Here is a 25,641-nt window from a genome sequence, read left to right as displayed (position 1 = left end):
TCGCGCCCCTCTTTACGCCAAATGGCGTAGGAAACAACCTTACGGACGGTCGTCCACACCGTCAGTCTTGGCGGGCGGAATCAGGTCTTCACTGCTCAGATTCAGCCAGATCAGCACCACGTTGGCGATGTAGATCGACGAGTAGGTACCCGCCATGACACCGATGAACAGCGCCAGGGAGAAGCCGAACAGGTTGTCACCACCGAAGAACAGCAGCGCAGCGATAGCCAGCAAGGTCGACACCGAGGTGGCGATGGTACGCAGCAGGGTCTGGGTGGTCGAAACGTTGATGTTCTCGATCAGCGAGGCCTTGCGCATGACGCGGAAGTTTTCACGTACCCGGTCGAAGACGACGATGGTGTCGTTGAGCGAGTAACCAATGATCGCCAGGACCGCCGCCAGCACCGTCAGGTCGAAGGTGATCTGGAAGAACGACAGGATACCCAGCGTCACCACCACGTCGTGGATCAGCGAGACGATTGCACCAACGGCGAACTTCCACTGGAAGCGGAATGCCAGGTAGACCAGGATGCCCCCCAGCGCCAGGAGCATGCCCAGGCCACCCTGGTCACGCAGTTCCTCGCCCACCTGAGGGCCGACGAACTCGACACGCTTGACGGTTGCCGGGTTGTCGCCACCTGCCTTCTGCAGGGCTTCGGCCACCTTATTACCCAATTGCGGGTCATCACCAGGCATACGCACCAGCAGGTCGGTGGTGGCGCCGAAGCTCTGCACGACAGCCTCGTGGAAGCCGGAGTCGACCAGCTCGGCACGGACCGCCTTGAGGTCCGCAGGACGCTCATAGGTCAGCTCGATCAACGTACCGCCGGTGAAGTCCAGGCCGAAGTTCAGGCCCTTTTGCCACCAGCTGAACAACGCCAGGACAGTCAGGAGCGCAGTGATGGCGAACGCGACGTTGCGTACGCCCATGAAGTTGATGGTTTTCATGTCAGCTCCCTCAAACCCACAGCTTCTTGATGTCCCGCCCGCCACAAGTCAGGTTGACCAGTGCACGGGTCATCATGACGGCGGTGAACATCGAGGTGAAAATCCCGAGGGACATGGTGACGGCGAAGCCTTTAACCGGACCGGTACCCATGGCGAACAGGATGCCGCCGACCAGCAGCGTGGTCAGGTTGGCATCGACGATCGCCGAGTAGGCACGGTTGAAGCCTTCGTGAATGGCGCGCTGAACCGACATGCCCGCCGCGATCTCTTCACGGATACGCGAGAAGATCAGCACGTTGGCGTCCACCGCCATACCCATGGTCAGTACGATACCGGCGATACCCGGCAGGGTCAGGGTAGCGCCCAGCAGCGACATCAGCGCCAACAGCAATACCATGTTGCCCGCCAGGGCGATGGTCGCCAGCACGCCGAAGGCGCGGTAGATGGCGATGATGAACAGCGAGACGAACAGCATGCCCCACAGGGACGCATCGATACCCTTGGTGATGTTGTCGGCACCCAGGCTCGGGCCAATGGTGCGCTCTTCGGCAAAGTACATCGGCGCCGCCAGGCCACCAGCGCGCAGCAGCAGGGCCAGCTCGGACGATTCGCCCTGGCCGTTCAGGCCGGTGATACGGAACTGGCTGCCCAGCGGCGACTGGATGGTCGCCAGGCTGATGATCTTCTTCTCTTCCTTGAAGGTCTGGACCGCGACGTCTTTCTCGACACCGTTGACCATCTGCTTCTCGTAGCGGGTCATCGGCTTCTGCTCGATGAAGATCACCGCCATGCTGCGCCCGACGTTGGTACGGGTAGCGCGGCTCATCAGCTCGCCGCCGTGACCATCGAGACGGATGTTCACCTGCGGACGGCCATGCTCATCGAAGCTGGCCTGGGCGTCGGTCACCTGGTCGCCTGTGATGATCAGGCCACGCTCGACTGCAGCGGAACGGCCACCTTCGCGGAACTCGAAGACCTCGGTGGTAGCCTTGGACGCGCCTGGCTCGGCGCCGAAGCGAAACTCCAGGTTGGCGGTCTTGCCCAGGATACGCTTGGCCTCGGCGGTGTCCTGCACGCCTGGCAGCTCGACCACGATACGGTTGGCCCCCTGACGCTGAACCAGCGGCTCGGCGACGCCCAGCTCGTTGACCCGGTTACGGACGGTGGTCAGGTTCTGCTTGATCGAGTATTCGCGGATCTCGGCGACTTTGGCCGGGGTCAGCGCCAGACGCAGCACGGCGAGCTCGTTGCGCTCGGTGGTGGTCAGGTCGAAGTCATTGAAATTCTTGCGGACCAGGCTGCGAGCCTGTTCGCGGGTGGCATCGTCGGCAAAGCCCAGCATGATCGCGCCGTCCTGCTGGGGCAGGCTGCGATAGCGGATGCGCTCTTTGCGCAGCAAGGTCTTGACCTCGCCTTCGTAGACTTTCATACGGGCGCTCATGGCCTTGTCCATGTCCACTTCCAGCAGGAAGTGCACACCACCGGACAGGTCCAGGCCCAGTTTCATCGGGCTGGCGCCGAGGTTGCGCAGCCATTGCGGGGTGGTCTGGGCCAGGTTCAGGGCCACGACGTAATCATCGCCCAGTGCCTTGCGCACCACATCCTTGGCTGGGAGCTGGTCTTCCTGGTTGGTCAGGCGCACCAGCGCACTGCCCTTCTCACCCAGGCTGCCGCCCTTGACGGCGATACCGGCATCGGTCAGCGCCTTGGTGGCGCGATCCAAATCGGCCTGGCTCACATGCAGCGCGGAACTCGCACCGCTGATCTGCACCGCCGGGTCATCCGGGTAGAGGTTGGGAGCGGAATAAATAAAGCCGATCGCCAGTACCACCAGGATCAGCAGGTATTTCCACAGAGGGTATTTGTTCAGCATCACGCCGCCCGTTCAAGACGCGGGGCGCGTTGCGCGCCCCGACTGGAAAAGATAACCGGTAACTCAGATAGCCTTGAGCGTACCTTTTGGCAGGGTCGCGGCAACGGCGCCCTTCTGGAACTTCAGCTCGACGTTGTCGGACACTTCCAGTACCACGAAGTCATCGGAGACTTTGACGATCTTGCCAGCGATACCGCCGTTGGTGACAACTTCGTCACCTTTTTGCAAGTTGCTCAGCAGGTTCTTCTGCTCCTTGGCACGCTTGGCCTGTGGGCGCCAGATCATCAGATAGAAGATGACCAGGAAACCGACCAGGAAGATCCATTCAAAACCGGTACCGGCAGGGCCGGCGGCAGGGGCTGCTGCGTCCGCGTAGGCGGCGGGAATCAAGAAGCTCATTGGGCACTCCTAATGGATATTTTCTAATAATGGATGCGAACAGTCAGTCCAAAGGCGGCACAGGCAGCCCGCGCTTGGCATAGAAGGCGTCGACAAAGGCGGCCAATTTACCTTGTTGAATAGCCTCGCGTAAACCGGCCATCAAGCGCTGGTAATGGCGCAAGTTGTGGATGGTATTCAGCATGCTGCTCAACATTTCGCCGCATTTATCCAGATGATGAAGATACGCGCGCGAGAAGTTGGTGCAGGTGTAGCAATCACAGGTCGGATCGAGCGGCGAATCATCATGACGATGGAACGCGTTACGGATCTTGATCACCCCGGTATCGACGAACAGATGGCCGTTGCGCGCATTGCGCGTCGGCATCACGCAGTCGAACATGTCGACGCCGCGGCGCACACCCTCTACAAGATCCTCCGGCTTGCCTACCCCCATAAGGTAACGAGGTTTGTCAGCCGGCATCTGGCCTGGCAGGTAGTCCAGCACCTTGATCATCTCGTGCTTGGGCTCGCCCACCGACAGACCGCCAATCGCCAGGCCGTCAAAACCGATGTTTTCGAGCGCTTCGAGCGAGCGCATGCGCAGGTCTTGATACATACCGCCCTGAACGATACCGAACAGCGCCGCTGTGTTGTCGGCGTGAGCATTCTTCGAGCGCTGGGCCCAGCGCAGCGACAGCTCCATGGAGGTGCGCGCCACATCGTGCTCGGCCGGGTATGGCGTGCATTCGTCGAAGATCATCACGATGTCCGAGCCGAGGTCACGCTGGACCTGCATGGACTCCTCGGGGCCCATGAACACCTTGGAGCCATCGACCGGCGAGGCGAAGGTCACGCCCTCTTCTTTGATTTTGCGCATGGCGCCGAGGCTGAACACCTGGAAACCACCGGAGTCGGTGAGAATCGGGCCTTTCCACTGCATGAAATCGTGCAGGCTGCCGTGCTTCTTGATCACCTCGGTGCCTGGACGCAGCCACAGGTGGAAGGTGTTGCCCAGGATGATCTCGGCGCCGATGGCTTCGATGTCGCGTGGCAGCATGCCCTTGACCGTGCCATAGGTACCCACCGGCATGAACGCTGGGGTCTCTACCGTGCCACGGGGGAAAGTCAGACGGCCGCGACGGGCCTTGCCGTCGGTGGCCAGCAGTTCGAACGACATTCGACAGGTGCGACTCATGCTTGATCCTCGGGGCCGCGTGGCGCCGGATTGCGGGTGATGAACATGGCATCACCGTAACTGAAGAAGCGGTACCCCTGTTCGACCGCCGCCGCGTAGGCAGCCATGGTCTCGGGGTAGCCGGCGAAGGCCGAGACCAGCATCAGCAGCGTGGACTCCGGCAGGTGGAAGTTGGTGACCAGGGCATCGACCACATGGAACGGCCGCCCCGGGTAGATGAAGATATCGGTGTCGCCGCTGAAAGCCTTCAACTGGCCATCACGGGCGGCGCTCTCCAGCGAGCGCACGCTGGTGGTACCCACGGCAATTACCCGGCCACCTCGGGCGCGACAGGCCTGGACGGCGTCCACCACCTCCTGGCTGACCTCCAGCCACTCCTTGTGCATGTGGTGGTCTTCGATCTTGTCCACGCGCACAGGCTGGAAGGTACCGGCGCCCACATGCAAGGTGACGAAAGCACGTTCCACGCCCTTGGCGGCGATTTTTTCCAGCAGCGCCTCATCGAAATGCAGGCCTGCAGTCGGCGCCGCCACGGCGCCTGCGCGCTCGGCATAGACCGTCTGGTATCGCTCGCGGTCGGCACCTTCGTCCGGGCGGTCGATGTACGGCGGCAGCGGCATGTGCCCGACACGGTCCAGCAGCGGCAGGACCTCCTCGGTGAAGCGCAGCTCGAACAGCGTCTCGTGGCGCGCCACCATCTCGGCCTGGCCACCGCCATCGATGAGGATCTGCGTGCCCGGCTTGGGCGCCTTGCTGGCACGCACATGGGCCAGCACCCGGTGGCTGTCCAGCACGCGCTCGACCAGCACTTCCAGCTTGCCGCCGGAGGCCTTCTGGCCAAACAACCGCGCCGGGATCACCCGGGTATTGTTGAAGATCATCAGGTCGCCGGGGCGCAGGTACTCCAGCAAGTCGGTGAATTGCCGGTGCGCCAGCTCCCCGCTCGGCCCATCTAGGACCAGCAGACGGCTGCCATGGCGCTCGGCCAGGGGATGACGGGCGATCAGGGAATCGGGGAGTTCGAAGGAAAAATCGGCGACGCGCATGATGGTGTTCGGTTCGACAGGGTCGGAAAGTTTAGCCCAACGAACGAAAATTGACCATGAAACCCGATTGACCGACCCACGGCGGCTCTCTATACTGCGCCCCCACAAGCCCTGATGGCGGAATTGGTAGACGCGGCGGATTCAAAATCCGTTTTCGAAAGGAGTGGGAGTTCGAGTCTCCCTCGGGGCACCAAGATCCGGAAAAAACCGACCTTATGGTCGGTTTTTTTGTGCCTGGGATTTGGCCTCTTCTCCAAAGGCCATAGCGCGTCTCCTGTAGGAGCGGGCTTGTCCCGCGATTGGCCGGGCCTGGAAACGCGCTTGCATGGCACGGACTTCGACCTTGATCGCGGGACAAGCCCGCTCCCACAAGGTATGCGCGACTCCTCATATTTTCAGATTTCCCGCATTCCCTGTAGGCTGTTTCCCAAACATACTCCCTATCCTTTCAAGCCATTGCGGTGCTCTGGATCGGGTTCTAGTCTCGGCCTGTCGTTGCCAATTCAACGACCGGCTTTGACAGGCCGATTCGAAGCTACCGACGCATCAATTCGCTTTTATGGCGGTTGTACGTGGGGCGCCTTCGGGCGCGCCGAGTGCCTAGCTTCCTCGGTCTGTCAACCCGCGTACTGCCGCCACCCTCTTGTTTGACAGCAAATGGTGGTGGCGCCTTCTCGAAGCTAGGAGACCACCATGTTAAAGATCGTCCCCGACCCACCCTACCCCACCGAGCTCGCCCATTCTCTCGAAGACATCCTGATGCAGACCTCCGAATACCTGGTTTGCGCCCTCTCCATCGCCCAGCAGAACACCCTAGTCCATCAGGACTCATCCGCCCAGGCGCTGACCCTGGCCACGATGCACGAGATCGAGGCGGCTCGCGGTATGGTGGAAATGGCGCTGAGCAAGGTTCAGGTACGCCACTGACAAGGAGCATGACGATGACAAGCAAGACAGTAGGCGTGACCTGCTTTGGCTACGGCACGGGTGATGCGCCTTTGTTTCGGGTGGAACCGGGACAGGACGCGATCTTGGCGTTGGACCAGGCCTCGGCGATGCTGCAGTGTGTGCGGCGGATGACGCTGCTGGCGGCGACCGATGGCGAGGCGGACCTCGGCTGGGCGGCACATCTGCTCAGCGATATGGCCAAGGCGATCATGGATGACGTGGAGGTTGGGCGCCAGCGCGCACAGCCATGGGCCCATCATCGGATAAGCCCGCTCTCTCATAGAACGATGCATCGCCATTTGATTCGGGAAACCCTGTGGGAGCGGGCCCGCGGTTGGTCGGGCCTGGAAACGCGCCGGCATGGCAAGGGCTTCGCCCTTGTTCGCGGGGCAAGCCCGCTCCTACCAGGCTGGCGTGGCATCTGCCATCGCAGCAGCTTTACCGGCGCTTCAACCAATCGGATAATGTCATTTTGAAATCACCCGTCCTGCCACGATGCACGAAATGGAGTTCGAATGGCCCAAGCGCAAGCCCCTGAGCTTTCCACCCGCAGCAATCAGATCACCTCGCTGGTCGCCAAGATCATGACAGGCCTTGGCGTCGTCCTCGGCGGCATGTGGGCGATCATTACATACCTGGTGCCCGACCCTAGTGTGTTCGGCTTCGGCTTCATCAATTGGCGCAATATCGTGCTGCTGGTAAGCGTGTTCACGGTATTGGGTGCGCTATCGGTTTGCTGGCAGATCCGCAACCTGCCCAAGATGATCCATGGCACAGTGATGACCTTTCTGATCGCCGGTCTATCCTTCGCCTTTTTCATTCTCGGGACCGAATACGCAAAACCGTCGTTCGAGTTCGCCAAGGTGCAGTCGATGGTCATTGAGAACGATGGCAATAACCTGCTGGGCAAGCGCATGGAGGTTGTGGATAGCGTTCGTATCGAGCTGGTCGGTTGCGAAAGCATTGGCCGTTTCCCCAACTGCACGTTCACCCTGACCAACCTGGATATGGACCGTGAGTTCAGATTCGAGAATGCCAGCAGGTTCTTTGACGAGGCAGGCGCCCCGATCCAGATCAAGGAGTTGCGGGTCGGTCAGCAACAGCAAAGTTATTGGAGCAACTTCCAACTGTTGCGTAACGTACCCACGACAGTGAGCCTCGTCTTTCAGGAAACGGATAGAAAGGTCGAGCATTCGCCTTCGATCAAGCTGATCTTCTCAACACGGGATAACGGCACACAGGCACTCAAGTTCAACGATGTATCCTTGAAGTGAGCCCCACTGATCCAAGGCATACCCCATGAAGCTGTCACACCGCCCCGTACGCCACGACGACATCGCCGCTATCTGCTGCTTCCCTCAAGGCCCGGACGAGCTCTTCTACATGTTCCCGAAGGCCACCTACCCGCTCACGCCCGACCAACTGAGCGATGCCATCGCCCAGCGCAGCGGATCGACGGTGATCGAAGGCGATGGCGTGGTGCTGGGCTTTGCCAATTTTTACAAGGCCGAGCATGGTGGCGTGTGCGCCTTGGGCAACGTGGTGGTGGCCCCTGCCGCGCGAGGCCACGGCGTGGCCCGTTATCTGGTGCAATGCATGATTGACCAGGCGCGGGAACGATTCGCGGCACGGGAGGTGTGGGTATCGTGCTTCAACCACAACACGGCGGGTTTGCTGCTTTATCCACAGCTGGGCTTCGTGCCGTTTGGCATCGAAGAGCGCCAGGCGCCGGATGGCAGCCGAGTGGCATTGGTGCAGATGAGGCAGGTGCTCGCTTGACCCCCTCTTCCCCGGACCTTTCCTAGTGAGCGCAGCCCACCAAGGGCTCAGGCGCGCACGTACCGCTGGCGCAGCACGTCGCTGAAGGCATCCACCAGCAAAACCAGCACCAGCATGCCGATGATCACGGTGCTGGCCTGGGCCTCCTGGAACAGGCTCAGGGTGGTGTAGAGCATCTGTCCCAGCCCGCCGGCGCCGACGAAACCGAGCACGCTGGCCATGCGGATATTGTTTTCCCAACGATAGAGGCTGTAGGCAAGCAATTGCGGCCAGAGATTGGGCAAGGTGCCGAAGCAGAACGCCGCAGCCTGGCTGCCACCTTGCAGGCGGATGGCGGCAGCAGGCTCGGCGGGGGCGTTTTCCAGGGCCTCGGCGAACAGGCGGCCCAATACGCCTGCGGTATGCAGGGCCAAAGCCAGGGTGCCGGCGTTGGGGCCTAGGCCCGCAGCGAGCACGGTCAAAGCGGCCCAGACGAGCTCAGGGATTGCACGCAAGGCATTGAGCAGCAACCGCGCAGCGCCCTGCAGCGGCCAGCCGAAGCGGCCGGCGGCCGGCAGCGCCAGCAACAGGCCGAGTACCATTGCCAGCAGGGTTCCAAGCCCAGACATGGCCAGGGTCTCCAGTGCGCCCTTGCCTACGGCTCGCAGGTGCTCGGTGGACAGGTCCGGGCTCAGGAAGCGGCGTGCATATTCGCCCATCTGCGCCAGCCCGCCGTTGCCGACCACCGACGCCATGTCCAGCTCGAGGTAGCTGAACGACGCCACCACAGCGGCGAGAATCGCGACGACGATCAGCAGGTTGATCACCCGGTTCATGCCAGCCTCCCCCGCAGCACCCGGCTGAGCAGATCGGCCAGCACCACCAGCACCAGGAACGCCAGCAGCATGCTCGCGACCTCGGCCCCGGCGAACATGCGCATGGACAAGTCGATCTGCTGCCCCAGGCCGCCCGCACCGACAAAGCCCATCACCACCGAGGCCCGCACCGCACACTCCCAGCGATACACGGTGTAGGACACCACCTCCGCGGCAGCGCCGGGCAAGATGCCGTAAAAGAACGCCATCAACCGCCCGCTTCCGGCCTGCAACAGCGCATGGGCCGGGCGCTGGTCGACCGATTCGAAGATTTCCGCGTAGACTTTGCCGAGCATGCCGGCGTAGGTGATGGCAATCGCCAGCACGCCAGCCGTAGGCCCAAGGCCCACGGCGCGCACGAACAACAAAGCCCAGACGATCTCCGGCACGCTGCGCAAAAATACCAGCAAGCCGCGCACCGGCATGCGCAGCAGCCGCGACCACAGCCCCGGGCGACCACCGCGTGAGGCGGCCCTTAGCGACAGGGCGCGACTGGCCAAAAGGCTGGTCGGCACCGCGAGCAGCAATGCCAAGGCCATGCCAGCAGTGGCCACGGCCAGTGTCTGCAAGGTGGCTTCGAAGAGCAGCGAGAGAAAGTCGCCATCGTGCGCCGGTGGCCAGAAAGCGCTGACGAAGCTGCCCATCTGCTGACGGTTTTCCGCCTGCAGCAGCACACCAGGGTTCAGCTCGCTCAAGCGCAGCCCAGGCCACAGCAACGCCAGAGCGAGCAAGGACAGCAACAGCCGGGGCAATGCCGCAGGGTCGCGTGTGTCGGCCTTCAGCATCGCGGGATCTGTACCGTCAGGGTCGGCCCAGGGGTGGGCGGCGAGGCCAGCTGTTCGTTGGCATAAAGCGCATCGAGCAGGCTCTCGGTCACCGCCTGGGCAGGGCAGTCGAATGCGACCTGACCTTCGCGGATCCCGATCACTCGGGGAAAGTGCGCCAGTGCCAGATCGACTGAGTGCAGGCTGGCCACCAAGGTCACGCCGTTGTCCTGGGCATGACGATTGAGCAGAGCCAGGCTGTGGTCGGCGAGCACCGGGTCCATGGCCGAAACCGGCTCATCGGCCAGCAACACTTCAGGCCGCTGATACAACGCTCGGGCAATGCCGACTCGCTGCAACTGACCGCCGGACAACTGCCCACACTGAACGAACAGTTTGTCCGCCAGTCCCAGCTCGGCCAACGCCTGACGAGCCCCAGGCACATCGCTCGGGTAGATCAGGTTGAGCAGGCCACGCAGGAGGCCCCACTGCCCCAGGCGCCCGGCCAGCACCGCCGTGACCACGCGCTGGCGCGGTGGCAACGGCGGCGCCTGGTGCACCAGGCCCACCCGCGCGCGCAGGCGCTGGCGGGCCCTGGCAGACAGCGCCCAAGGTTGCTGGCCGAGCAGCTCCAGGCGCCCGGCACTGGGCTGGACCGCCGTCGCCATCAGGTGCAGCAGGCTCGACTTGCCGGCCCCGGAAGGGCCGATGATCGCCACCCGCTCACCTTTGTCGATGCGCAGGCTCACCGCATCGAGGGCGCGAACCTGGCCATGGCGCAGGCCGGCGCCGTGCAGATGGATAGTCACTTGAGCAGACCGGCCTCACGGGCAGCTTGCTCGGTGCCTACGTAGTTTTCAGGCTTGGTTTCGATGAAGCGGCTGGCGGCCTGCAGGTCGAGGATCGCCTTGTGCTCCGGATTGGCTGGGTCCAGCGCCAGGAAAGCGGCCTTGATCTTCTCCTTCAGGGCCGGGTCCAGGTTGCCGCGCACGGTCCAGTTGTAGTCGTAGTAGGTCGGAGTGGTGGCAAAGACCTTGACCTTGTTGGTGTCGACCTTGCCGGCATCGACCAGCTTCTGCCAGACACTGGCGTTGAGCACGCCGCCATCGACCTTGCCAGCCTGGACCCAGGCCACGGTGGCATCGTGGGCGCCGGAGTAGGCAACGCGACTGAAGTAGCTCTCAGGCTTGATGTTGTCTTCCTTGAGCATGAAGTAACGCGGCATCAGGCTGCCGGAAGTCGAGGAAATCGAACCGAAGGCGAACGATTTGCCCTTGAGGTCGGCCAGGCTCTTCACGTCCGGGTTGGCGGTGATGAACTTGGAGGTGAACTGGGCATCCTGCTCGCGCTGCACCAGCGGCGTGGCAGTCGGGTCCTTCAAGTGCACTTGGACGAAGGTGAATCCGCCCAGCCAGGCCATGTCCAGGCGATTGGAGGCCAGCGACTCGACCACCGCCGGGTAATCGGCCACCGGTACGAACTTCACGTCCATGCCCAACTGCTTGGAAAGATATTCACCCAGCGGCTTGAACTTGCGCAGCAGTTCGGTCGGCGCTTCGTCCGGGATGGCGCTTACCCGCAGGGTGTCAGCAGCCTGGGCAATGACGGCACAGCAAGACAGCACGAGACCGGCGGCGACCGCCAGAGGACGTTTGAGCATGGGATTCTCCGGTTCAATAGCGGGGAAAAGGCCGGCAACGCGCCGACCGGGGGATTATAAGAGCCGCTGGCGCAAAGGCCAGCTTTGCTACAATCGCGCATCACGAAAATCCGAGGTGCGTATGAGCGAACCGATTCGTCTGACCCAGTACAGCCATGGCGCCGGCTGTGGTTGCAAGATCTCCCCCAAGGTGCTGGATGTGATTCTCGCCGAAAGCGGCACCCAGGCCCTGGACCCGAAACTCTGGGTCGGTAACGCCTCGCGCGACGATGCCGCCGTGTACGCCCTGGACGATGAACGCGGCGTGGTCTCGACCACCGACTTCTTCATGCCGATCGTCGACGACCCGTACGATTTCGGCCGCATCGCTGCCACCAACGCCATCAGCGATATCTACGCCATGGGCGGCGACCCGCTGATGGCCATCGCCATCCTCGGCTGGCCGGTCAACATCTTGCCGCCGGAAGTCGCCCGCGAAGTCATCCGCGGCGGGCGCGCCGTGTGCGCCGAAGCGGGTATCCCGCTGGCCGGTGGTCACTCCATCGATGCGCCCGAGCCGATCTTCGGCCTGGCGGTCACCGGCGTGGTCAGCAAGCGCCACCTCAAGCGCAACGACACCGCCCATGTCGGCTGCCGCCTGTACCTGACCAAGCCCCTGGGCATCGGCATCCTCACCACCGCCGAGAAGAAGGCCAAGCTGCGCACCCAGGACCAAGGCCTGGCCCGCGACTGGATGTGCACCCTCAATACCCCCGGCAGCCGCTTCGGCAAGCTCGACGGCGTCAAGGCCATGACTGACGTCACCGGATTCGGCCTGCTCGGCCACCTGGTGGAGCTGGCCGAAGGCAGCGGCCTGACGGCGCACTTGCGCTACGATGCCGTGCCACGCCTGCCCAGCGTCGATCACTACCTGGCCGAGGGCTGCATCCCTGGCGGCACCCTGCGCAACTTCGACAGCTACGGCCACAAGATCGGAGCCTTGACCGAAGACCAGAAGCACCTGTTGTGCGACCCGCAGACCAGCGGTGGATTGCTGGTGGCGGTCAGCCCCGAGGGCGAGGCCGAATTCCTCGCCGTAGCCGCAGAACTGAACCTGGCCCTCTCGCCGATCGGCGAGCTGGTCGAGCGACAGACCCACGCGGTCGAGGTGCTTTGATGCGCAACGACTGCACCGACTACCGCCAACTGTTCCTCGACGACGTGCCGATGATGGACATGCGCGCGCCGATCGAATTCGCCAAGGGCGCCTTCCCCGGCGCCGTCAACCTGCCGCTGATGAACGATCAGGAGCGGCAGAAGGTCGGCACCTGCTACAAGCAGCAAGGCCAGGCCGCCGCCATCGCCCTGGGTCACCAACTGGTCGGCGGCGCCATCAAGCAGGCACGCCTGGAAGCCTGGGCGGCGTTCGCCAAGGCCCACCCCGACGGCTATCTGTACTGCTTCCGCGGAGGCCTGCGCTCGCAAATCGTCCAGGGCTGGCTGAAGGACGAGGCCGGCATCCAGTACCCGAAGGTCAAGGGTGGCTACAAGGCCATGCGGACCTTCCTGCTGGAAACCACCTTGCAAGCTGTCGAGCAGTGCGACTTCGTGCTGGTGGGCGGTCTTACCGGCACGGGCAAGACCGACGTGCTGCTTCAGTTGGACAACGTGCTCGACCTCGAAGGCCACGCCAACCACCGCGGCTCGAGCTTCGGCAAGCGGGCCACGGCGCAGCCGGCGCAGATCGATTTCGAAAACCAGCTGGCCATCGACATCCTGAAAAAGCGCGCCCGCGGGATGCAGCAGTTCGTTCTGGAGGATGAAGGGCGCATCGTCGGGAGTTGCTCGGTGCCCCTGGAGCTGTACCAGGGCATGCAGCAGTACCCGCTGGTGTGGCTGGAAGACAGCTTCGAAAACCGCGTGGAGCGCATCCTGCGGGACTACGTGATCAACCTGTGCGCCGAGTTCGTCGCCTTGCATGGCGAAGAAGACGGCCGTCGGCTGTTCGCCGAACGCATGCTGCAAAGCATGGGCAATATCCACAAACGCTTGGGCGGTGAGCGCTTCCAGCGGTTGTCGGCGCTGTTGGGCCAGGCCCTGGACGAGCAGCTGCGCAGTGGCGCGGTGGATCTGCACCGGGGCTGGATCGAAGGATTGCTCAACGAATACTACGACCCGATGTATGCCTACCAACGCCAAGCCAAGGCAGAGCGTATCGAGTTTGCCGGCGACGGGGTCGAGGTGCGCGAATACCTCAAGGCCCGGGCCAAACGCGAGCCACGCCTCGCGCCCTAGAGCCCTGCCCAGCATAAGCCAGGGGCGCCGGAGCGGCGCTCCCATGGCGACGGTGCGCCCCTCAGAACCCTGCGCTCAACTGGCTAAGTTGGGCACATCGTGTTCATCGCAAAGCGTACGGATGAGTTCACGCAGCCAGCGGTGACCGGCATCGCCCTCGCGCCGGGCGTGCCAGGCCTGGGTAAAGGCAAACGGCGCGATCGGCAGTGGTGGCGCAAAGCAGCGCAACCCAAGGTCGAGCCGGGTACCCGCCAGGCTGCGGCGAGCCACGGTCAGAATGAGGTCCGTACCGCTGATCACGCCCTGGGCCACGCCCCAGTGCGGCAGGGTGAGCGCGATCCGTCGCCCCTGACCCGACGCCTGGAGCGCCAGGTCGATCTCGTTGTCGATGCCCGGTCGCACGGCCACCAGCACGTGAGGACGCGCCAGCCACTGGGCCAGCGAAAGTCCTGTGCGCGCCGGCAGACTGTGGCGATCCGCCAGGCAGATGAACGACTCCTCGAACAGCACCTGTCCCTGCACCTCTGACGGCAAATCGGGGAACACCCCGAGGGCCAAGTCCACTTCACCATCGATCAATTGTCCGACCATCGCTTCACGGCTGCCTTGGGATACCACTAGGTCGATGCCTGGCGCCTGCTCTCTGAGCTTGCGCATCAGCCCCGGCAACACCACCCGCGCGCCATAGTCCGACATTGCCAGGCGAAAGGTGCGTCGCGCCCGGTTCGGTTCGAAACGCGGACTGCCCAAGAGGCCGTCGAGCTGTGCGAGGGCCTGCTCCAGCGGCTCACGCAGGGCCTGGGCACGGCTGCTCAAGTGCAGACGGCCGCCCCGGCGCACCAACAGTGGGTCAGCGAAGATGTCTCGCAGCTGGGCCAGCGCATGGCTCACGGCAGGCTGACTGCGGTGCAGGCGTACGGCAGCCCGTGAAACATGCTGCTCGCTGAGCAAGGCATGCAGGGTCAACAGCAGGTTGAGGTCGATACGACGCAAATCATCCATATGACGAATACAGCCTGTGTGAATTTCGAATTTCCATCATTGAAATGGATAAACAACACTGCGCCTAGTGTTTTTCCACAGGAGCCATTCAATGCCGCACGCCCTCTCCTTCTCAGCCGTCCTCCCTTTGCTCGTTGCGCTGCTGGCAGGCGCCGCCGTGCCTTTCCAGGCCGGCAGCAATGCCGCGCTCGGTCGCTTGCTGGGCCACCCTTTGTGGGCGGCGGGGGTATCGCTGACCGTCAGCCTGCTGATGCTGGTCCCTGCCTTGCTGCTGATGCGAGCACCTGTGCCGCAGTTGCAGAACCTGGCCCAGGCGCCTTGGTGGGCCTGGTTTGGCGGTGTGGCGGGTGTGCTCTACATCACTGCAGCGCTGGTGCTGACACCCCGGCTGGGGGCTGCGGGATTCATCGTCTGCGTGATCGCCGGGCAGGTGCTGTCGTCACTGCTGATCGACCAATGGGGGCTGATGGGGTTGCCGGAACGGCCCGTCAACGCTCTGCGCCTGGCGGGCGTAGGGATGATCGTGGCGGGTATGCTGGTGGTGCAGTGGGGTACGTCTCGTTGATGTGGTGTCCGCACTGTCTTGCTCGCAGGCAACACTGCTGCAGTCACAGCGACTGTGACGACTCCGGCGGCATCAGCACCTTGTCCACATCGAAATGCAGTGCAGGCATCTGAGTGCCGGCATACATCGTGACGGCTATCGCAGCAATCAGCGCCACATCGAGCCAGTGCCAGCCGGGCATGTCGTCGGCGCGCCGTGCCTTCCAGCACCACCAGGCCTGCCCCAGGCAAAACACCAGGATCGCCAGGCTCCACAAGTAGAAGCCAGCACCGAAGCCGGTGACGTCCTGGAAGGCATAGCTGTGGTTGTCCGGCAGCCGCTCGATACCCAGGCTACTGAGCGCCAGATACAGGGCGCACACCCCCAACAGCAACGCCAGCCGGCGAAAGCGCCGATGGGCCAGCACCGCTAGCACCAGCAACGGGTTGGCAAACCATTGATACAGGCCGAACGGTACGCCCCAGGGCCCGTAAAGCAGCATCTGCAAGGCAGGCATGTGCCGACCCGCTCCCATCAACGCGCCGTCAAAAAACAGGCCGATCAGGTACGCAAGCAGGCTCAACGGCAGGTAATAGGCAGACAACCTCAGGCTCCAGGGTATTTGGACGAACCTGAAACCATACAGCACCTGTGTTTCACGCAACAGGTGGTTCCCGCTACAAGCCCCTGTCAAGCCACTTCGGCCCCGTCATCCTCCGGCCAGTGCGGCTCATTGGCCTCCAGCGGCGGCAGCCCATAATGCGCGCGGGCTGCGTCACAGCTGGGGTTATGCACACCGTTGACCCACGAAGCTTCGAATTCTCGGCATGGGCTCGAGCGGTTTTCGTAGATGGTGCAAGCGACCTGCTTGCCGATCTCGCCGCCCAAGGCCGTGCAGCGGCAAGGTTTGGCGTCGGTGCCGATCATGGCGACCCGGGTCGGGTTGATCTGAACCACCAGATCGTCGGGCACCACGCCCCCGGCTGATTGGCATTCGCCCCAGAAAAAAGACACACGGAAGTACCCGCAGCAGGCGCCGCAGTCAAGGCAAGGGTTGTATTCGGACATGATGGCACGGAGGGAGGGTTGTTGTTATGAGGGCTAGGCCCGCGCGCCATTCTCAGTCCAAGCAGGGGTGGCTGAGAAGAGGGGGAAAGCAAAAAAAAACCACCGCTTGTCAGCGGCAAGTAGCAAGCGGCAAAGAGACTTGCTGCATCAAGATTGAAAAGCCGCAAAAGGCCGCTGCTCACGCGGCCCTCTTGCGGCTTGCAGCTTATTTTCGCGTCAAGCCATCGGCCCTGAACATCTGCCGAATGCCGCGAATGGCCTGGCGAATACGGTCCTGGTTCTCGATCAGGGCGAAGCGCACATGGTCATCGCCATAGTCGCCAAAGCCGATCCCGGGCGACACACAGACCTTGGCCTCGGCGAGCAGTTTCTTGGAGAACTCCAGCGAGCCCAGGTGAGCATAAGCTTCGGGAATCTTCGCCCACACGTACATCGAGGCTTTGGGGTTTTCGACCATCCAGCCGATCTCGTGCAGCCCTTTGACCAGCAGGTTGCGGCGCTGGCGGTATTGCTCGGCGATATCGCGTACACACTGCTGGTCGCCTTCGAGCGCGGCGATGGCCGCCACCTGCAACGGGGTGAAGGTGCCATAGTCGTGGTAGCTCTTGATCCGCGCCAAGGCGCTGACCAGCTCCGGGTTGCCGACCATGAAGCCGATGCGCCAGCCGGCCATGTTGTAGCTCTTGGACAGGGTGAAGAATTCCACCGCGATGTCCTTGGCGCCTGGCACCTGCATGATCGAGGGGGCTTTCCAGCCGTCATAGACGATGTCGGCGTAGGCCAGGTCGTGAACGACCAACACGTCATACTGCTTGGCCAGCGCGACCACACGCTCGAAGAAGTCCAGCTCGACGCACTGGGCGGTCGGGTTGGACGGGAAGCCCAGGATCATCATCTTGGGCTTGGGGATCGATTCGCGAATCGCCCGCTCCAGCTCGTTGAAGAAGTCCACGCCCGGCACCAGCGGCACCGAACGCACCTGGGCACCAGCGATCACCGCGCCGTAGATGTGGATCGGGTAGCTGGGATTGGGCACCAGTACCGTGTCGCCATGGTCGAGAGTGCCGAGCATCAAGTGAGCCAGGCCTTCCTTGGAACCGATGGTGACGATGGCTTCGGTTTCCGGGTCGATCTCGACCTCGTAGCGCTCCTGGTACCAGCGCGAGATGGCGCGGCGCAGACGCGGGATACCGCGGGAGGTGGAATAACCGTGGGTGTCTTCCCGTTGGGCGACCTGGACCAGCTTCTCGACAATGTGCGGTGGCGTGGCGCCGTCGGGGTTACCCATGCTCAGGTCAATGATGTCCTCGCCACGGCGGCGGGCGGCCATCTTGAGCTCGGCTGTGATGTTGAAGACGTAAGGGGGGAGACGATCGATGCGCGCAAAGCGGCGCGGCGAACCTGGGTTGGCCATGGCTTCCTCGAATGACGTAAGCGCCCGGAACCGTCCGAGCGACGTGGGCCGCTGCGGCGGCCGAATCAGAAGATAGTGCCGAGACATACAACCTGTAAAGGATGATTTCCTGTTTTATTAGATCTTTTTAGGCTTATTTATCGAATTCATTAGATTTACGTTGCCTGGGCTGGCCCTTTCACCGTAAACCGCGAAGAAGCCGCAACACACACCACAGGCATAAAAAAACCCCGGCACAAGACCGGGGTTTTCGTGTAACAGGCGTCTGTATCAGCGTGCGTAGGTCATCAGCACGTCCGCGGCAGTCTGGCTGTCCACCGACATCATCACGCTCAGGGCAGTGACGGTGAGGATGGAGAAACCGAAGACCTTGCGGGCCCACTTGCTGTCGTCCTCAGCCTTGTAGCCGCCCCAGGCCATGTACAGCCAGTAAAGGCCCATGGCAGCCGCCACGGCGAAGTAACCCAGGCCGGCGTAACCGCCCAAGGTCAGCATCAGGGTGGCGAGCACGAAGGCCAGTACGTACAGCACGATCTGCTTCTTCGCCGCGAGAATACCGCGTGCCACCGGCAGGACCGGAATGTTGGCAGCGCTGTAATCCTTGAAGCGGAAGATGGCGATGGCAAAGCTGTGTGGCATCTGCCACAGGCTGAACATCACCAGCAGCGTCACTGCAGCCAGGTCGAAGCTGTTGCTGACGGCGCAGTAACCGATCACCGGAGGCATGGCACCGGACAGGCTGCCGACCAAGGTGCCGTGCACCGACTTGCGCTTGAGCCACAGGCTGTAGAAGCCGACGTAGACGACGAAGCCGACAGCTGCGCAGAACGCCGAGAGCGGATTGGCCTGGACATACAACAGGCTGAAGCCCGCCACCCCAAGCAGGGTGGCGTAGATCAGCGCGAGGGTCAGCGACATGCCGCCCTGAACCATGACGCGGTTCTTGGTGCGCTCCATCTTCTGGTCGATGTCGCGATCGATGCAGTTGTTGAACACGCAACCGGACGCGACGACCAGAGAGGTCCCCACCACTACCGCCAGGAACAGGGCGAAGTCCACATGGCCCTTCGAGGCAAGGAAGAAACCGCCTGCCACGGAAAGCACGTTACCGAAAATGATCCCCGGTTTGGTGATTTGGATAAAGTGCTTCACGGACATGCAGTCTTACCTCACTTGGCCATCATTTCGATGTGGATGCTGAACATGATCCACAGCGACAGGCCGACCAACAGAGCGATTACGAGAGTGGTGAACAGGAACGTCGACACATTCGAACGCTGCTCTTTCGAGCGGTCCATGTGCAGGAAGTACACCAGGTGCACCACCACCTGAATGACGGCCATGGCCACCACGATCAGGACGGTCAGGTTCTTCGGCAGGCTCGGGTACATCACCAGACCGAACGGGATCGCGGTCAGGATGATCGACAGGATGAAGCCGATCGCGTACGACTTGACGCTGCCGTGGTTGCCTTCGTGATGAGTGTCGTGTGCGCTAGCCATTACAGAACTCCCAGCAGGTAGACGACGGTGAATACGCAGATCCAGACCACGTCCAGGAAGTGCCAGAACAGGCTCAGGCAGCTCATGCGGGTCTTGGCGGTCGGGGTGATGCCCTTGGTGCTGATCTGATACATCAGGACAGCCATCCAGATCAGACCGGCAGTCACGTGCAGACCGTGGGTGCCGACCAGGGCGAAGAAGCCCGACAGGAAGCCGCTGCGGTTCGGGCCGAAGCCTTCGCCGATCAGGTGATGGAACTCATAGACTTCCATCGCGATGAAGCCAGCACCGAACAGGAAGGTGATGGCCAGCCAGCCCAGCACGCCACCTTTGTTGCCCTTGAACATCTGCAGCATGGCAAAGCCGAAGGTGATCGAGGACAGCAGCAGCAGTGCGGTTTCAACAGCTACGAAATCGAGCTGGAAGATGTCATGACCCGACGGGCCGCCGGCAAAACTGCCGGACAGCACCGCGTAGGTGGCGAAGAGCGACGCAAACAGGATGCAGTCGGTCATCAGGTACAGCCAGAAACCGAGTACGGTCATCTGGCCCGAGTCGTGGTGGTGATCGTCGTGCCCATGGTCGTGACCATGAGCGCCGGCGTGGATTACTTGACTGGACATTGATTACACCCGCTCAAACGATTCGACACGTGCGCCGGCAGGCAGAGCACCTGCTTTGGCCAGCGCTTTCATGCGCTCGCCTTCGATGCGCGCCACTTCTTCGGCCGGAACCATGTAGCCCTGGTCGTCACGCGCGGCGTGGCGAACGAAGACAGCGATGGTTGCAACCAGGCTCGCGCCAACCAGCCACCAGATGTGCCAGATGAATGCGAAGCCGAAGACGGTCAGGAACAGGCCCATGAACAAACCGGTGGAGGTATTGCTCGGCATGTGGATCGCTTCGTACTTGGCCGCAGGCTTGTAGGCGACACCGGCTTCCTTGGCTTCGTGCCAGGCGTCCAGGCCAACCTTCTCAGGCATGTGGGCGAAGTTGTAGAACGGAGGTGGCGACGAAGTCGACCATTCCAGGGTACGGCCACCCCATGGATCGCCAGTGACGTCCAGGTTCTGGTTGCGGTCGCGGACCGATACGTACAGCTGGATCAGCTGGCAAGCGATACCGAACAGGATCAGCACGGCGCCGACGACGGCAACGTACAGGTAGGGTTCCCAAGCCGGGTTGTCCGAGTGGTTCAGACGACGGGTCATACCCATGAAGCCCAGGGCGTACAGCGGCATGAACGCTACGTAGAAGCCAGAGATCCAGAACCAGAAGGCAGCCTTGCCCCACTTCTCGTTCAGGGTGAAACCGAAGGCTTTCGGGAACCAGTAGGCGAAGCCGGCGATGTAGCCGAACACCGCACCACCGATGATCACGTTGTGGAAGTGGGCGATAACGAACAGGCTGTTGTGCAGAACGAAGTCAGCACCTGGAACAGCCAGCAGAACGCCGGTCATACCACCGATCGAGAAGGTGACCATGAAGCCCAGGGTCCACATGATCGGCGCGGTGAAGCGCAGACGGCCCTGGTAGATGGTGAACAGCCAGTTGAACAGCTTCACACCGGTCGGAATGGAGATCAGCATCGTCGCCAGACCGAAGAAGGTGTTGACGCTCGCGCCTGCACCCATGGTGAAGAAGTGGTGCAGCCAGACGGCAAAGCCCAGAACGGCGATCGCGCCCGATGCGTAGATCATCGAGTGGTGGCCGAACAGACGCTTGCCAGCGAAGGTCGAGGTGACTTCCGAGAACACACCGAAGGCCGGCAGGATCAGGATGTAAACCTCAGGGTGACCCCAGGCCCAGAACAGGTTGACGTACATCATCGGGTTCCCACCAAGCTCGTTGGTGAAGATGTGGAAGTCCAGATAACGGTCAACAGTCAGCAGAGCCAGTGCAGCGGTCAGGATCGGGAAGGAAGCGACGATCAGCACGTTGGCCCAGGTGCAGGTCCAGGTGAAGATCGGCATGTCCATCAGCTTCATGCCAGGCGCGCGCATCTTCATCACGGTGACGAGGAAGTTCACACCGGTAAGCGTCGTACCCAAGCCGGATAGCTGTAGCGCCCAGATGTAGTAGTCCACACCCACGCCAGGGCTGTACTGGATACCCGCGAGCGGCGGATAGGCAACCCAACCGGTCTTGGCAAATTCACCAACGCCCAGGGAGATGTTGACCAGCAGCACGCCTGCCAGCAGCAGGTAGAAGCTCAGGGAGTTCAGGAACGGGAAGGCAACGTCACGTGCACCGATCTGCAGAGGAACCGCCAGGTTCATCAGGCCGGTGAAGAACGGCATCGCCATGAAGATGATCATGATCACACCGTGGGCGGTGAAGATCTGGTCATAGTGTTCAGGCGGCAGGTAGCCTTCGGCGCCGCCGGTAGCGGCAGCCAGCTGGGTACGCATCATGATGGCGTCGGCGAAGCCGCGCAGCAGCATGACCATCGCGACGATGATGTACATCACCCCGATTTTCTTGTGGTCGACCGTGGTCAGCCACTCAGTCCACAAGTAGGTCCACTTGCGGAAATAGGTGATAGCACCGACCAAAGCGATACCACCGAGCGCAATCATGGCAAGCGTCACCATGACTATCGGCTCGTGATAGGGTATCGCCTCCAGGCTTAATTTACCGAACATCTCTTACTCCTCTGCACCGGCAGCTGGTTGCATACTCGATTCCACACCCTTGGTAGTGGCCAGATCTTTGCTGCCTGCTTCTTCGTGGCTCGGACGACCGCGGTTCATGCCTTCGTACTTGTCGACGATCAGCTGGAACTGGTCAGGCGAAGCCTCGCTATACAGCGCGACTGGGTTGTTTTCGCTTGGTTTGGCCAAGGCGTCGTATTCAGCCTTGTCCAGCTTCTTCGGCGACTGCTTGACCTCGGCGACCCACTTGTCGAAGTCTTCCTGAGAGGTGGCAGTAGCCTTGAATTTCATGCCGGTGAAGCCAGCACCGCTGTAGTTGGCGCTGATACCGTCGAATTCGCCGTTCTCGTTGGCGATCAGGTGCAGTTTGGTGGTCATGCCGGCCATGGCGTAGATCTGGCCGCCCAGGCCCGGGATGAAGAAGGAGTTCATCACGGCGTCGGAGGTCACGCGGAAGTTGACCGGGGTGTTAGCCGGGAAGACGATCTTGTTGACGGTGGCGATGCCCTGCTCCGGGTAGATGAACAGCCACTTCCAGTCCAGTGCGACCACGTCGATCTGCACCGGCTTCACTTCGGAATCCAGTGGACGGTACGGGTCCAGCTTGTGGGTGGAGTGGTAGGTGACGTAGCCCAGGGCAATGATGATCAGGATCGGGATGATCCAGACAGCCGCTTCGATCTTGGTCGAGTGCGACCAGTCGGGCGTGTAGGTGGCAGCCTTGTTGGAAGCACGGTACTTCCAGGCGAACGCGATGGTCATGATGATGACCGGTACGACGACCAGCAGCATCAGGCCAGTGGCGATCAGGATCAGGTTCTTTTGCTCAATGCCGACCTGGCCCTTCGGGTCGAGCAGGGTCCAGTTGCACCCACTGAGTAAAAGCATGCCTAAAAAGGGCAATATGCCAAACAGTCTGGGGTAACGCTTTTTACTCATCTCACGACCTCTAGATCAGCTTGCTTCAATGCAATTTGTGTTTTGGTAGCCAACACTTCGTCCTGCCAAGTGAGGCATTTCGCGCCCGTACTCGCTCCTGCCGGAGGTCCGACTGCAGGACCTTGGCGTCAAGCGGGTTAGCGGTGCTTATGGTTTCGTAGGCAACAGGCCTGTACTTCAGACCAAGTCCATTTGGTGCGGGAAAACGCGGAGGGGGGTCCGCCCGGTATCGCCGTTGGGCGAAACTTGACGAAGTCAGCAAAAAGGAGCCTCGGCTTCCTTCAATCCTGCGACTTGCAAGCAGTGCCGAACGGAAATTGGGGGCGATTGTAGATAGGTCGCCCACCCTTGACTATGACTTATTGCGCAACAGTCTTTTACCAATTCGGTAACAATACAGAAGGGAAAATCAACTTCGCGACAGTTTGTCGCACCCCGCTTGATAGCCCTGAAGCCCGCATTGCACAAGGCTTCGTGGTTGATCTGGGTCAAGCGGGAGGCAAGTTTCTTTTGGTTTCTCGCCGTGCAACAGAAGAGGTCGGAAGCGGGACTTTTGTCTAAGCCTTGCGTCGGTTCCGATAGATACCCAGCGGCACCAGGACGGCAGTGAGGACGAACGCCAGTAGCGCCCACTGAGCCAGGGACAATCCAAGGATCGGCGGGTATGGCGTGCTGCAGAATCCATCGACCTGGAACGCCAGTGGCCAGACCTGCGCCAGCGGCAGGTCATCGACGATCGGCTGCAGCGTGTCGATACCGCAGCTGACCATCGGGTGCGCGAGTATATACACATGGTTGCCGGCCGCAACGATTCCGCCTATTGCGCTGAGCACCACCAACGCCTCGAAGAACGTCAGGCTGCGTTTTCCCGGCATGGCGGCGGCAAGAAAAGCGAACACCGCGATCAACAGCAGCGCATAACGTTGCAGGATACACAGCGGGCATGGGGCCTCGCCGAGCACTACCTGCATGTAGAGCGCCCCGCCGATCAACGACAGGCAGATCACACCCAGCAGAACCAGGAAGCGCCGTTCGCGATTCAGGCGCGATGTTTGTTCGTTCATTACCGATTCCTTCGATGGATAGAGGCAGCGCCGAGCCTGTCGGGGCAATGGCCTGCCTGGGCGACAGTCTACACGTGCGTCGAGGAAGCGGCGTGATAGCACTGCGCGGGGCTATCCGATGACGTCTTCAGACCAGCCGGGGCGACGTCGGTTCAACATCAGCCACCAAAAAGCGGCAACCCGGATGCCGGACAGGCGAACGCCCCTCGACACCCGGGAGTGAAGGATACAGTGATTAAAGGAAGATTAAAGATGAAATTGGCCTCGCTTATTTCATCTCCTTATATATAAGACGTGACCTACAGGTCCAATCGCTGGCAAGCCAGCCCCCGCACGAACGATGTCGCGTTCGCTTCGTCTCGATTACCCACGTCCGGAGCACCGCATACGAGAGCTGGCTTGCCAGCGATTGGAATGGAAATCCTGCGTCGTCCGCTTCGAGGGTTGCCCCCCGAAGCGGACTGACCAGATTATCGAGGCTTTACTCCAGCGCCGCCGCCGGCCCGAAGAATTCGTAACGGCTTTGCTGCTCGGGCACACCCAGGTCCTTGAGGTGGCGCTTGACCGCCGCCATGAAGCCTTTCGGGCCCAGGAAGTAGGCATCCACATCACGCTCGGCCGGCAGCCACTGGCCCAGTTGCTCCTGACTCAGCACCCCGACCGCGTCGGCTTCGCCCTTGCCGTCCTGCTCGGCATAGCAGTAGAAGCGCTTGAGCTGTGGATGACGCGCCGCCAGGCCATCGATCCAGTCACGGAAGGCGTGCACCGCCCCGTTGCGCGCGCAATGGATGAAATGCACCGGACGTTGCGTCTGCAAGGCGGCCTGGAGCATCGCCAGGGTCGGCGTAATGCCTACGCCTCCGCTGATGAGCACCAGCGGCTTGTCGCTGTGCGTCAAGGTGAAATCTCCGGACGGCGGGAACAATTGCAGGGTCTGGCCGACCTGCAGTTGGTGATGCAGGTAATTGGACACCTTGCCACCGACTTCACGCTTGACGCTGATGCGGTACTGCTCGCCATCGCACAGGGCCGACAGTGAATAGTTGCGGCGCTGCTCGACACCGTCGATGAACAGCTGCAGGCCGATGTACTGGCCAGGCTCGGCCTTCAGGACCGGCTTGCCATCCACCGGTGCGAAATAGAAGGAGACGATCTCGCTGCTCTCCTGCTCCCGACGCACCAGACGAAACTCACGGGTACCGCGCCAGCCACCGGCGGCTTCTTCCTTCTGTTTATAGAGACTTTCTTCGGCGCCGATCAGGATATCGGCCAATTGCCCGTAGGCCGCGCCCCAGGCAGCGATCACCTCAGCGGTGGCGATGTCCTTGCCTAGGACTTCCTCGATAGCGCGCAGCAGGCAGCTGCCGACGATCGGATAATGCTCGGGCAGGATCTGCAAGGCGACATGCTTGTTGATGATCTGCCCGACCAGACCACCGAGTTGCTCCAACTGGTCGATGTGGCGGGCATACATCAGCACACCGTTGGCCAGTGCGCGCGGCTGATCGCCGCTGGCCTGGTGGGCCTGGTTGAACAGCGGGCGCACTTCGGGGTACTCGCTGAGCATCATCTTGTAGAAATGCGTCGTCAGGGCCTCGCCACCGCTTTCGAGCAGCGGGACAGTGGCTTTGATGATTGCGCGTTGTTCGGCATTGAGCATTTGGTACGACTCCTGAGCCTAGGGCTTGAACTGGTCTGCCCTCGGTATTTCATCAACCGTGCCAACTTCTGA

General features: G+C 61.8%; 27 protein-coding genes and 1 tRNA gene. 8 read left to right on the top strand and 20 right to left on the bottom strand.

The features are described from left to right. Positions 1-39: 39 nt before the first annotated feature. The 5 genes from secF to queA all read right to left on the bottom strand — a co-directional run bounded on the left by secF (position 40) and on the right by queA (position 5,443). The gene (gene secF, locus HMPREF3173_RS23140; protein ID WP_043208072.1) at positions 40-948 is read right to left on the bottom strand and encodes a protein translocase subunit SecF; all 909 of its coding nucleotides are present in this window, start codon (positions 946-948) and stop codon (positions 40-42) included. A 10-nt stretch (positions 949-958) separates the two neighbouring features. Further along, positions 959-2,821 carry a protein translocase subunit SecD gene (gene secD, locus HMPREF3173_RS23135; RefSeq protein WP_043208070.1) on the bottom strand — a complete coding sequence of 621 codons (1,863 nt, stop codon included), beginning with the start codon at positions 2,819-2,821 and terminating at the stop codon, positions 959-961. A gap of 63 nt (positions 2,822-2,884) precedes the next feature. Then, positions 2,885-3,220 (bottom strand): preprotein translocase subunit YajC, encoded by a 336-nt coding sequence (gene yajC / locus HMPREF3173_RS23130; protein ID WP_023382222.1) that lies wholly within the window; start codon positions 3,218-3,220, stop codon positions 2,885-2,887. Positions 3,221-3,263: 43 nt separating this feature from the next. Continuing rightward, positions 3,264-4,379 (bottom strand): tRNA guanosine(34) transglycosylase Tgt, encoded by a 1,116-nt coding sequence (gene tgt, locus HMPREF3173_RS23125; RefSeq protein ID WP_167358102.1) that lies wholly within the window; start codon positions 4,377-4,379, stop codon positions 3,264-3,266. Positions 4,380-4,393: 14 nt separating this feature from the next. Next, positions 4,394-5,443, bottom strand: coding sequence for a tRNA preQ1(34) S-adenosylmethionine ribosyltransferase-isomerase QueA (queA, locus tag HMPREF3173_RS23120; protein ID WP_070577042.1), 1,050 nt, complete (start codon positions 5,441-5,443; stop codon positions 4,394-4,396). A 108-nt stretch (positions 5,444-5,551) separates the two neighbouring features. On the opposite strand from queA, the gene HMPREF3173_RS23115 reads away from it, so the two are divergent. The 5 genes from HMPREF3173_RS23115 (at position 5,552) to HMPREF3173_RS23095 (ending at position 8,170) form a co-directional block, all read left to right on the top strand. Continuing rightward, a tRNA-Leu gene (locus HMPREF3173_RS23115) sits at positions 5,552-5,636 on the top strand. A 500-nt stretch (positions 5,637-6,136) separates the two neighbouring features. Next, complete coding sequence (locus tag HMPREF3173_RS23110; protein ID WP_070577040.1) at positions 6,137-6,370, top strand: hypothetical protein; 234 nt, start codon at positions 6,137-6,139, stop codon at positions 6,368-6,370. A 14-nt stretch (positions 6,371-6,384) separates the two neighbouring features. After that, entirely contained in the window at positions 6,385-6,867 is a 483-nt protein-coding gene (locus tag HMPREF3173_RS23105; protein WP_070577038.1) for a DUF3077 domain-containing protein, read from the top strand. Positions 6,868-6,906: 39 nt separating this feature from the next. Next, on the top strand, positions 6,907-7,665 hold the full coding sequence (locus tag HMPREF3173_RS23100; protein ID WP_070577036.1) for a hypothetical protein: 759 nt from the start codon (positions 6,907-6,909) through the stop codon (positions 7,663-7,665). A 25-nt stretch (positions 7,666-7,690) separates the two neighbouring features. Continuing rightward, positions 7,691-8,170, top strand: coding sequence for a GNAT family N-acetyltransferase (locus tag HMPREF3173_RS23095; protein ID WP_043208062.1), 480 nt, complete (start codon positions 7,691-7,693; stop codon positions 8,168-8,170). Between the two features lie 47 nt (positions 8,171-8,217). Here HMPREF3173_RS23095 and phnE read toward each other — a convergent pair whose 3' ends face one another. From phnE to HMPREF3173_RS23075, 4 genes are read right to left on the bottom strand one after another with little or no spacing between them, the layout of a single operon-like run. Continuing rightward, positions 8,218-8,985, bottom strand: a complete 768-nt coding sequence (phnE, locus tag HMPREF3173_RS23090; protein ID WP_043208061.1) for a phosphonate ABC transporter, permease protein PhnE — start codon at positions 8,983-8,985, stop codon at positions 8,218-8,220. Continuing rightward, positions 8,982-9,809: a PhnE/PtxC family ABC transporter permease gene (locus HMPREF3173_RS23085; protein ID WP_070577034.1), complete on the bottom strand. Its 828-nt coding sequence runs from the start codon at positions 9,807-9,809 to the stop codon at positions 8,982-8,984. Before HMPREF3173_RS23085 ends, phnE begins: the two co-directional genes overlap by 4 nt. Then, positions 9,803-10,597: a phosphonate ABC transporter ATP-binding protein gene (locus HMPREF3173_RS23080; protein ID WP_070577032.1), complete on the bottom strand. Its 795-nt coding sequence runs from the start codon at positions 10,595-10,597 to the stop codon at positions 9,803-9,805. The genes HMPREF3173_RS23085 and HMPREF3173_RS23080 overlap by 7 nt, the downstream gene beginning before the upstream one ends. Continuing rightward, positions 10,594-11,448, bottom strand: a complete 855-nt coding sequence (locus HMPREF3173_RS23075; RefSeq protein WP_070577030.1) for a putative selenate ABC transporter substrate-binding protein — start codon at positions 11,446-11,448, stop codon at positions 10,594-10,596. The genes HMPREF3173_RS23080 and HMPREF3173_RS23075 overlap by 4 nt, the downstream gene beginning before the upstream one ends. Before the next feature lie 121 nt (positions 11,449-11,569). Between HMPREF3173_RS23075 and selD the strand changes: the two genes are divergently transcribed. Together selD and mnmH are read left to right on the top strand one after the other, a co-directional pair. Continuing rightward, positions 11,570-12,604, top strand: coding sequence for a selenide, water dikinase SelD (selD, locus tag HMPREF3173_RS23070; protein WP_070577028.1), 1,035 nt, complete (start codon positions 11,570-11,572; stop codon positions 12,602-12,604). Next, positions 12,604-13,722: a tRNA 2-selenouridine(34) synthase MnmH gene (gene mnmH / locus HMPREF3173_RS23065; protein WP_070577027.1), complete on the top strand. Its 1,119-nt coding sequence runs from the start codon at positions 12,604-12,606 to the stop codon at positions 13,720-13,722. The genes selD and mnmH overlap by 1 nt, the downstream gene beginning before the upstream one ends. Before the next feature lie 75 nt (positions 13,723-13,797). Here mnmH and HMPREF3173_RS23060 read toward each other — a convergent pair whose 3' ends face one another. Beyond that, positions 13,798-14,724: a LysR family transcriptional regulator gene (locus tag HMPREF3173_RS23060; protein WP_070577025.1), complete on the bottom strand. Its 927-nt coding sequence runs from the start codon at positions 14,722-14,724 to the stop codon at positions 13,798-13,800. A 91-nt stretch (positions 14,725-14,815) separates the two neighbouring features. Between HMPREF3173_RS23060 and HMPREF3173_RS23055 the strand changes: the two genes are divergently transcribed. Next, positions 14,816-15,289 carry a DMT family transporter gene (locus tag HMPREF3173_RS23055; RefSeq protein WP_043208045.1) on the top strand — a complete coding sequence of 158 codons (474 nt, stop codon included), beginning with the start codon at positions 14,816-14,818 and terminating at the stop codon, positions 15,287-15,289. Positions 15,290-15,332: 43 nt separating this feature from the next. On the opposite strand, the gene HMPREF3173_RS23050 is transcribed toward HMPREF3173_RS23055, so the two are convergent. The 10 genes from HMPREF3173_RS23050 to hmpA form a co-directional block, all read right to left on the bottom strand. Beyond that, complete coding sequence (locus HMPREF3173_RS23050) at positions 15,333-15,872, bottom strand: hypothetical protein (protein WP_070577023.1); 540 nt, start codon at positions 15,870-15,872, stop codon at positions 15,333-15,335. Positions 15,873-15,958: 86 nt separating this feature from the next. Continuing rightward, entirely contained in the window at positions 15,959-16,336 is a 378-nt protein-coding gene (locus tag HMPREF3173_RS23045) for a YkgJ family cysteine cluster protein (RefSeq protein WP_043208043.1), read from the bottom strand. A gap of 205 nt (positions 16,337-16,541) precedes the next feature. Then, positions 16,542-17,750 carry an alanine transaminase gene (gene alaC / locus HMPREF3173_RS23040; RefSeq protein ID WP_070577021.1) on the bottom strand — a complete coding sequence of 403 codons (1,209 nt, stop codon included), beginning with the start codon at positions 17,748-17,750 and terminating at the stop codon, positions 16,542-16,544. A 270-nt stretch (positions 17,751-18,020) separates the two neighbouring features. After that, a complete protein-coding gene (cyoE, locus tag HMPREF3173_RS23035; RefSeq protein ID WP_070577019.1) occupies positions 18,021-18,908 on the bottom strand; it encodes a heme o synthase in 888 nt (295 codons plus the stop codon). Between the two features lie 11 nt (positions 18,909-18,919). Beyond that, on the bottom strand, positions 18,920-19,252 hold the full coding sequence (gene cyoD, locus HMPREF3173_RS23030) for a cytochrome o ubiquinol oxidase subunit IV (RefSeq protein WP_043208038.1): 333 nt from the start codon (positions 19,250-19,252) through the stop codon (positions 18,920-18,922). Further along, positions 19,252-19,875 carry a cytochrome o ubiquinol oxidase subunit III gene (cyoC, locus tag HMPREF3173_RS23025; RefSeq protein WP_043208035.1) on the bottom strand — a complete coding sequence of 208 codons (624 nt, stop codon included), beginning with the start codon at positions 19,873-19,875 and terminating at the stop codon, positions 19,252-19,254. Before cyoC ends, cyoD begins: the two co-directional genes overlap by 1 nt. 3 nt (positions 19,876-19,878) lie before the next feature. Continuing rightward, the gene (cyoB, locus tag HMPREF3173_RS23020) at positions 19,879-21,897 is read right to left on the bottom strand and encodes a cytochrome o ubiquinol oxidase subunit I (protein ID WP_043208033.1); all 2,019 of its coding nucleotides are present in this window, start codon (positions 21,895-21,897) and stop codon (positions 19,879-19,881) included. A 3-nt stretch (positions 21,898-21,900) separates the two neighbouring features. Next, positions 21,901-22,845, bottom strand: a complete 945-nt coding sequence (gene cyoA, locus HMPREF3173_RS23015; RefSeq protein WP_043208031.1) for a ubiquinol oxidase subunit II — start codon at positions 22,843-22,845, stop codon at positions 21,901-21,903. Positions 22,846-23,402: 557 nt separating this feature from the next. Then, entirely contained in the window at positions 23,403-23,909 is a 507-nt protein-coding gene (locus HMPREF3173_RS23010) for a disulfide bond formation protein B (protein ID WP_043208029.1), read from the bottom strand. Positions 23,910-24,390: 481 nt separating this feature from the next. Next, positions 24,391-25,569 (bottom strand): NO-inducible flavohemoprotein, encoded by a 1,179-nt coding sequence (hmpA, locus tag HMPREF3173_RS23005; protein ID WP_070577017.1) that lies wholly within the window; start codon positions 25,567-25,569, stop codon positions 24,391-24,393. Between the last annotated feature and the right edge of the window lie 72 nt (positions 25,570-25,641).

It is taken from the genome of Pseudomonas sp. HMSC08G10 (assembly GCF_001808425.1).
Taxonomy (GTDB): domain Bacteria; phylum Pseudomonadota; class Gammaproteobacteria; order Pseudomonadales; family Pseudomonadaceae; genus Aquipseudomonas; species Aquipseudomonas guariconensis.
Note: the sequence above shows the minus strand (reverse complement) of the source record. Positions and strands in the feature narration are given on the sequence as shown.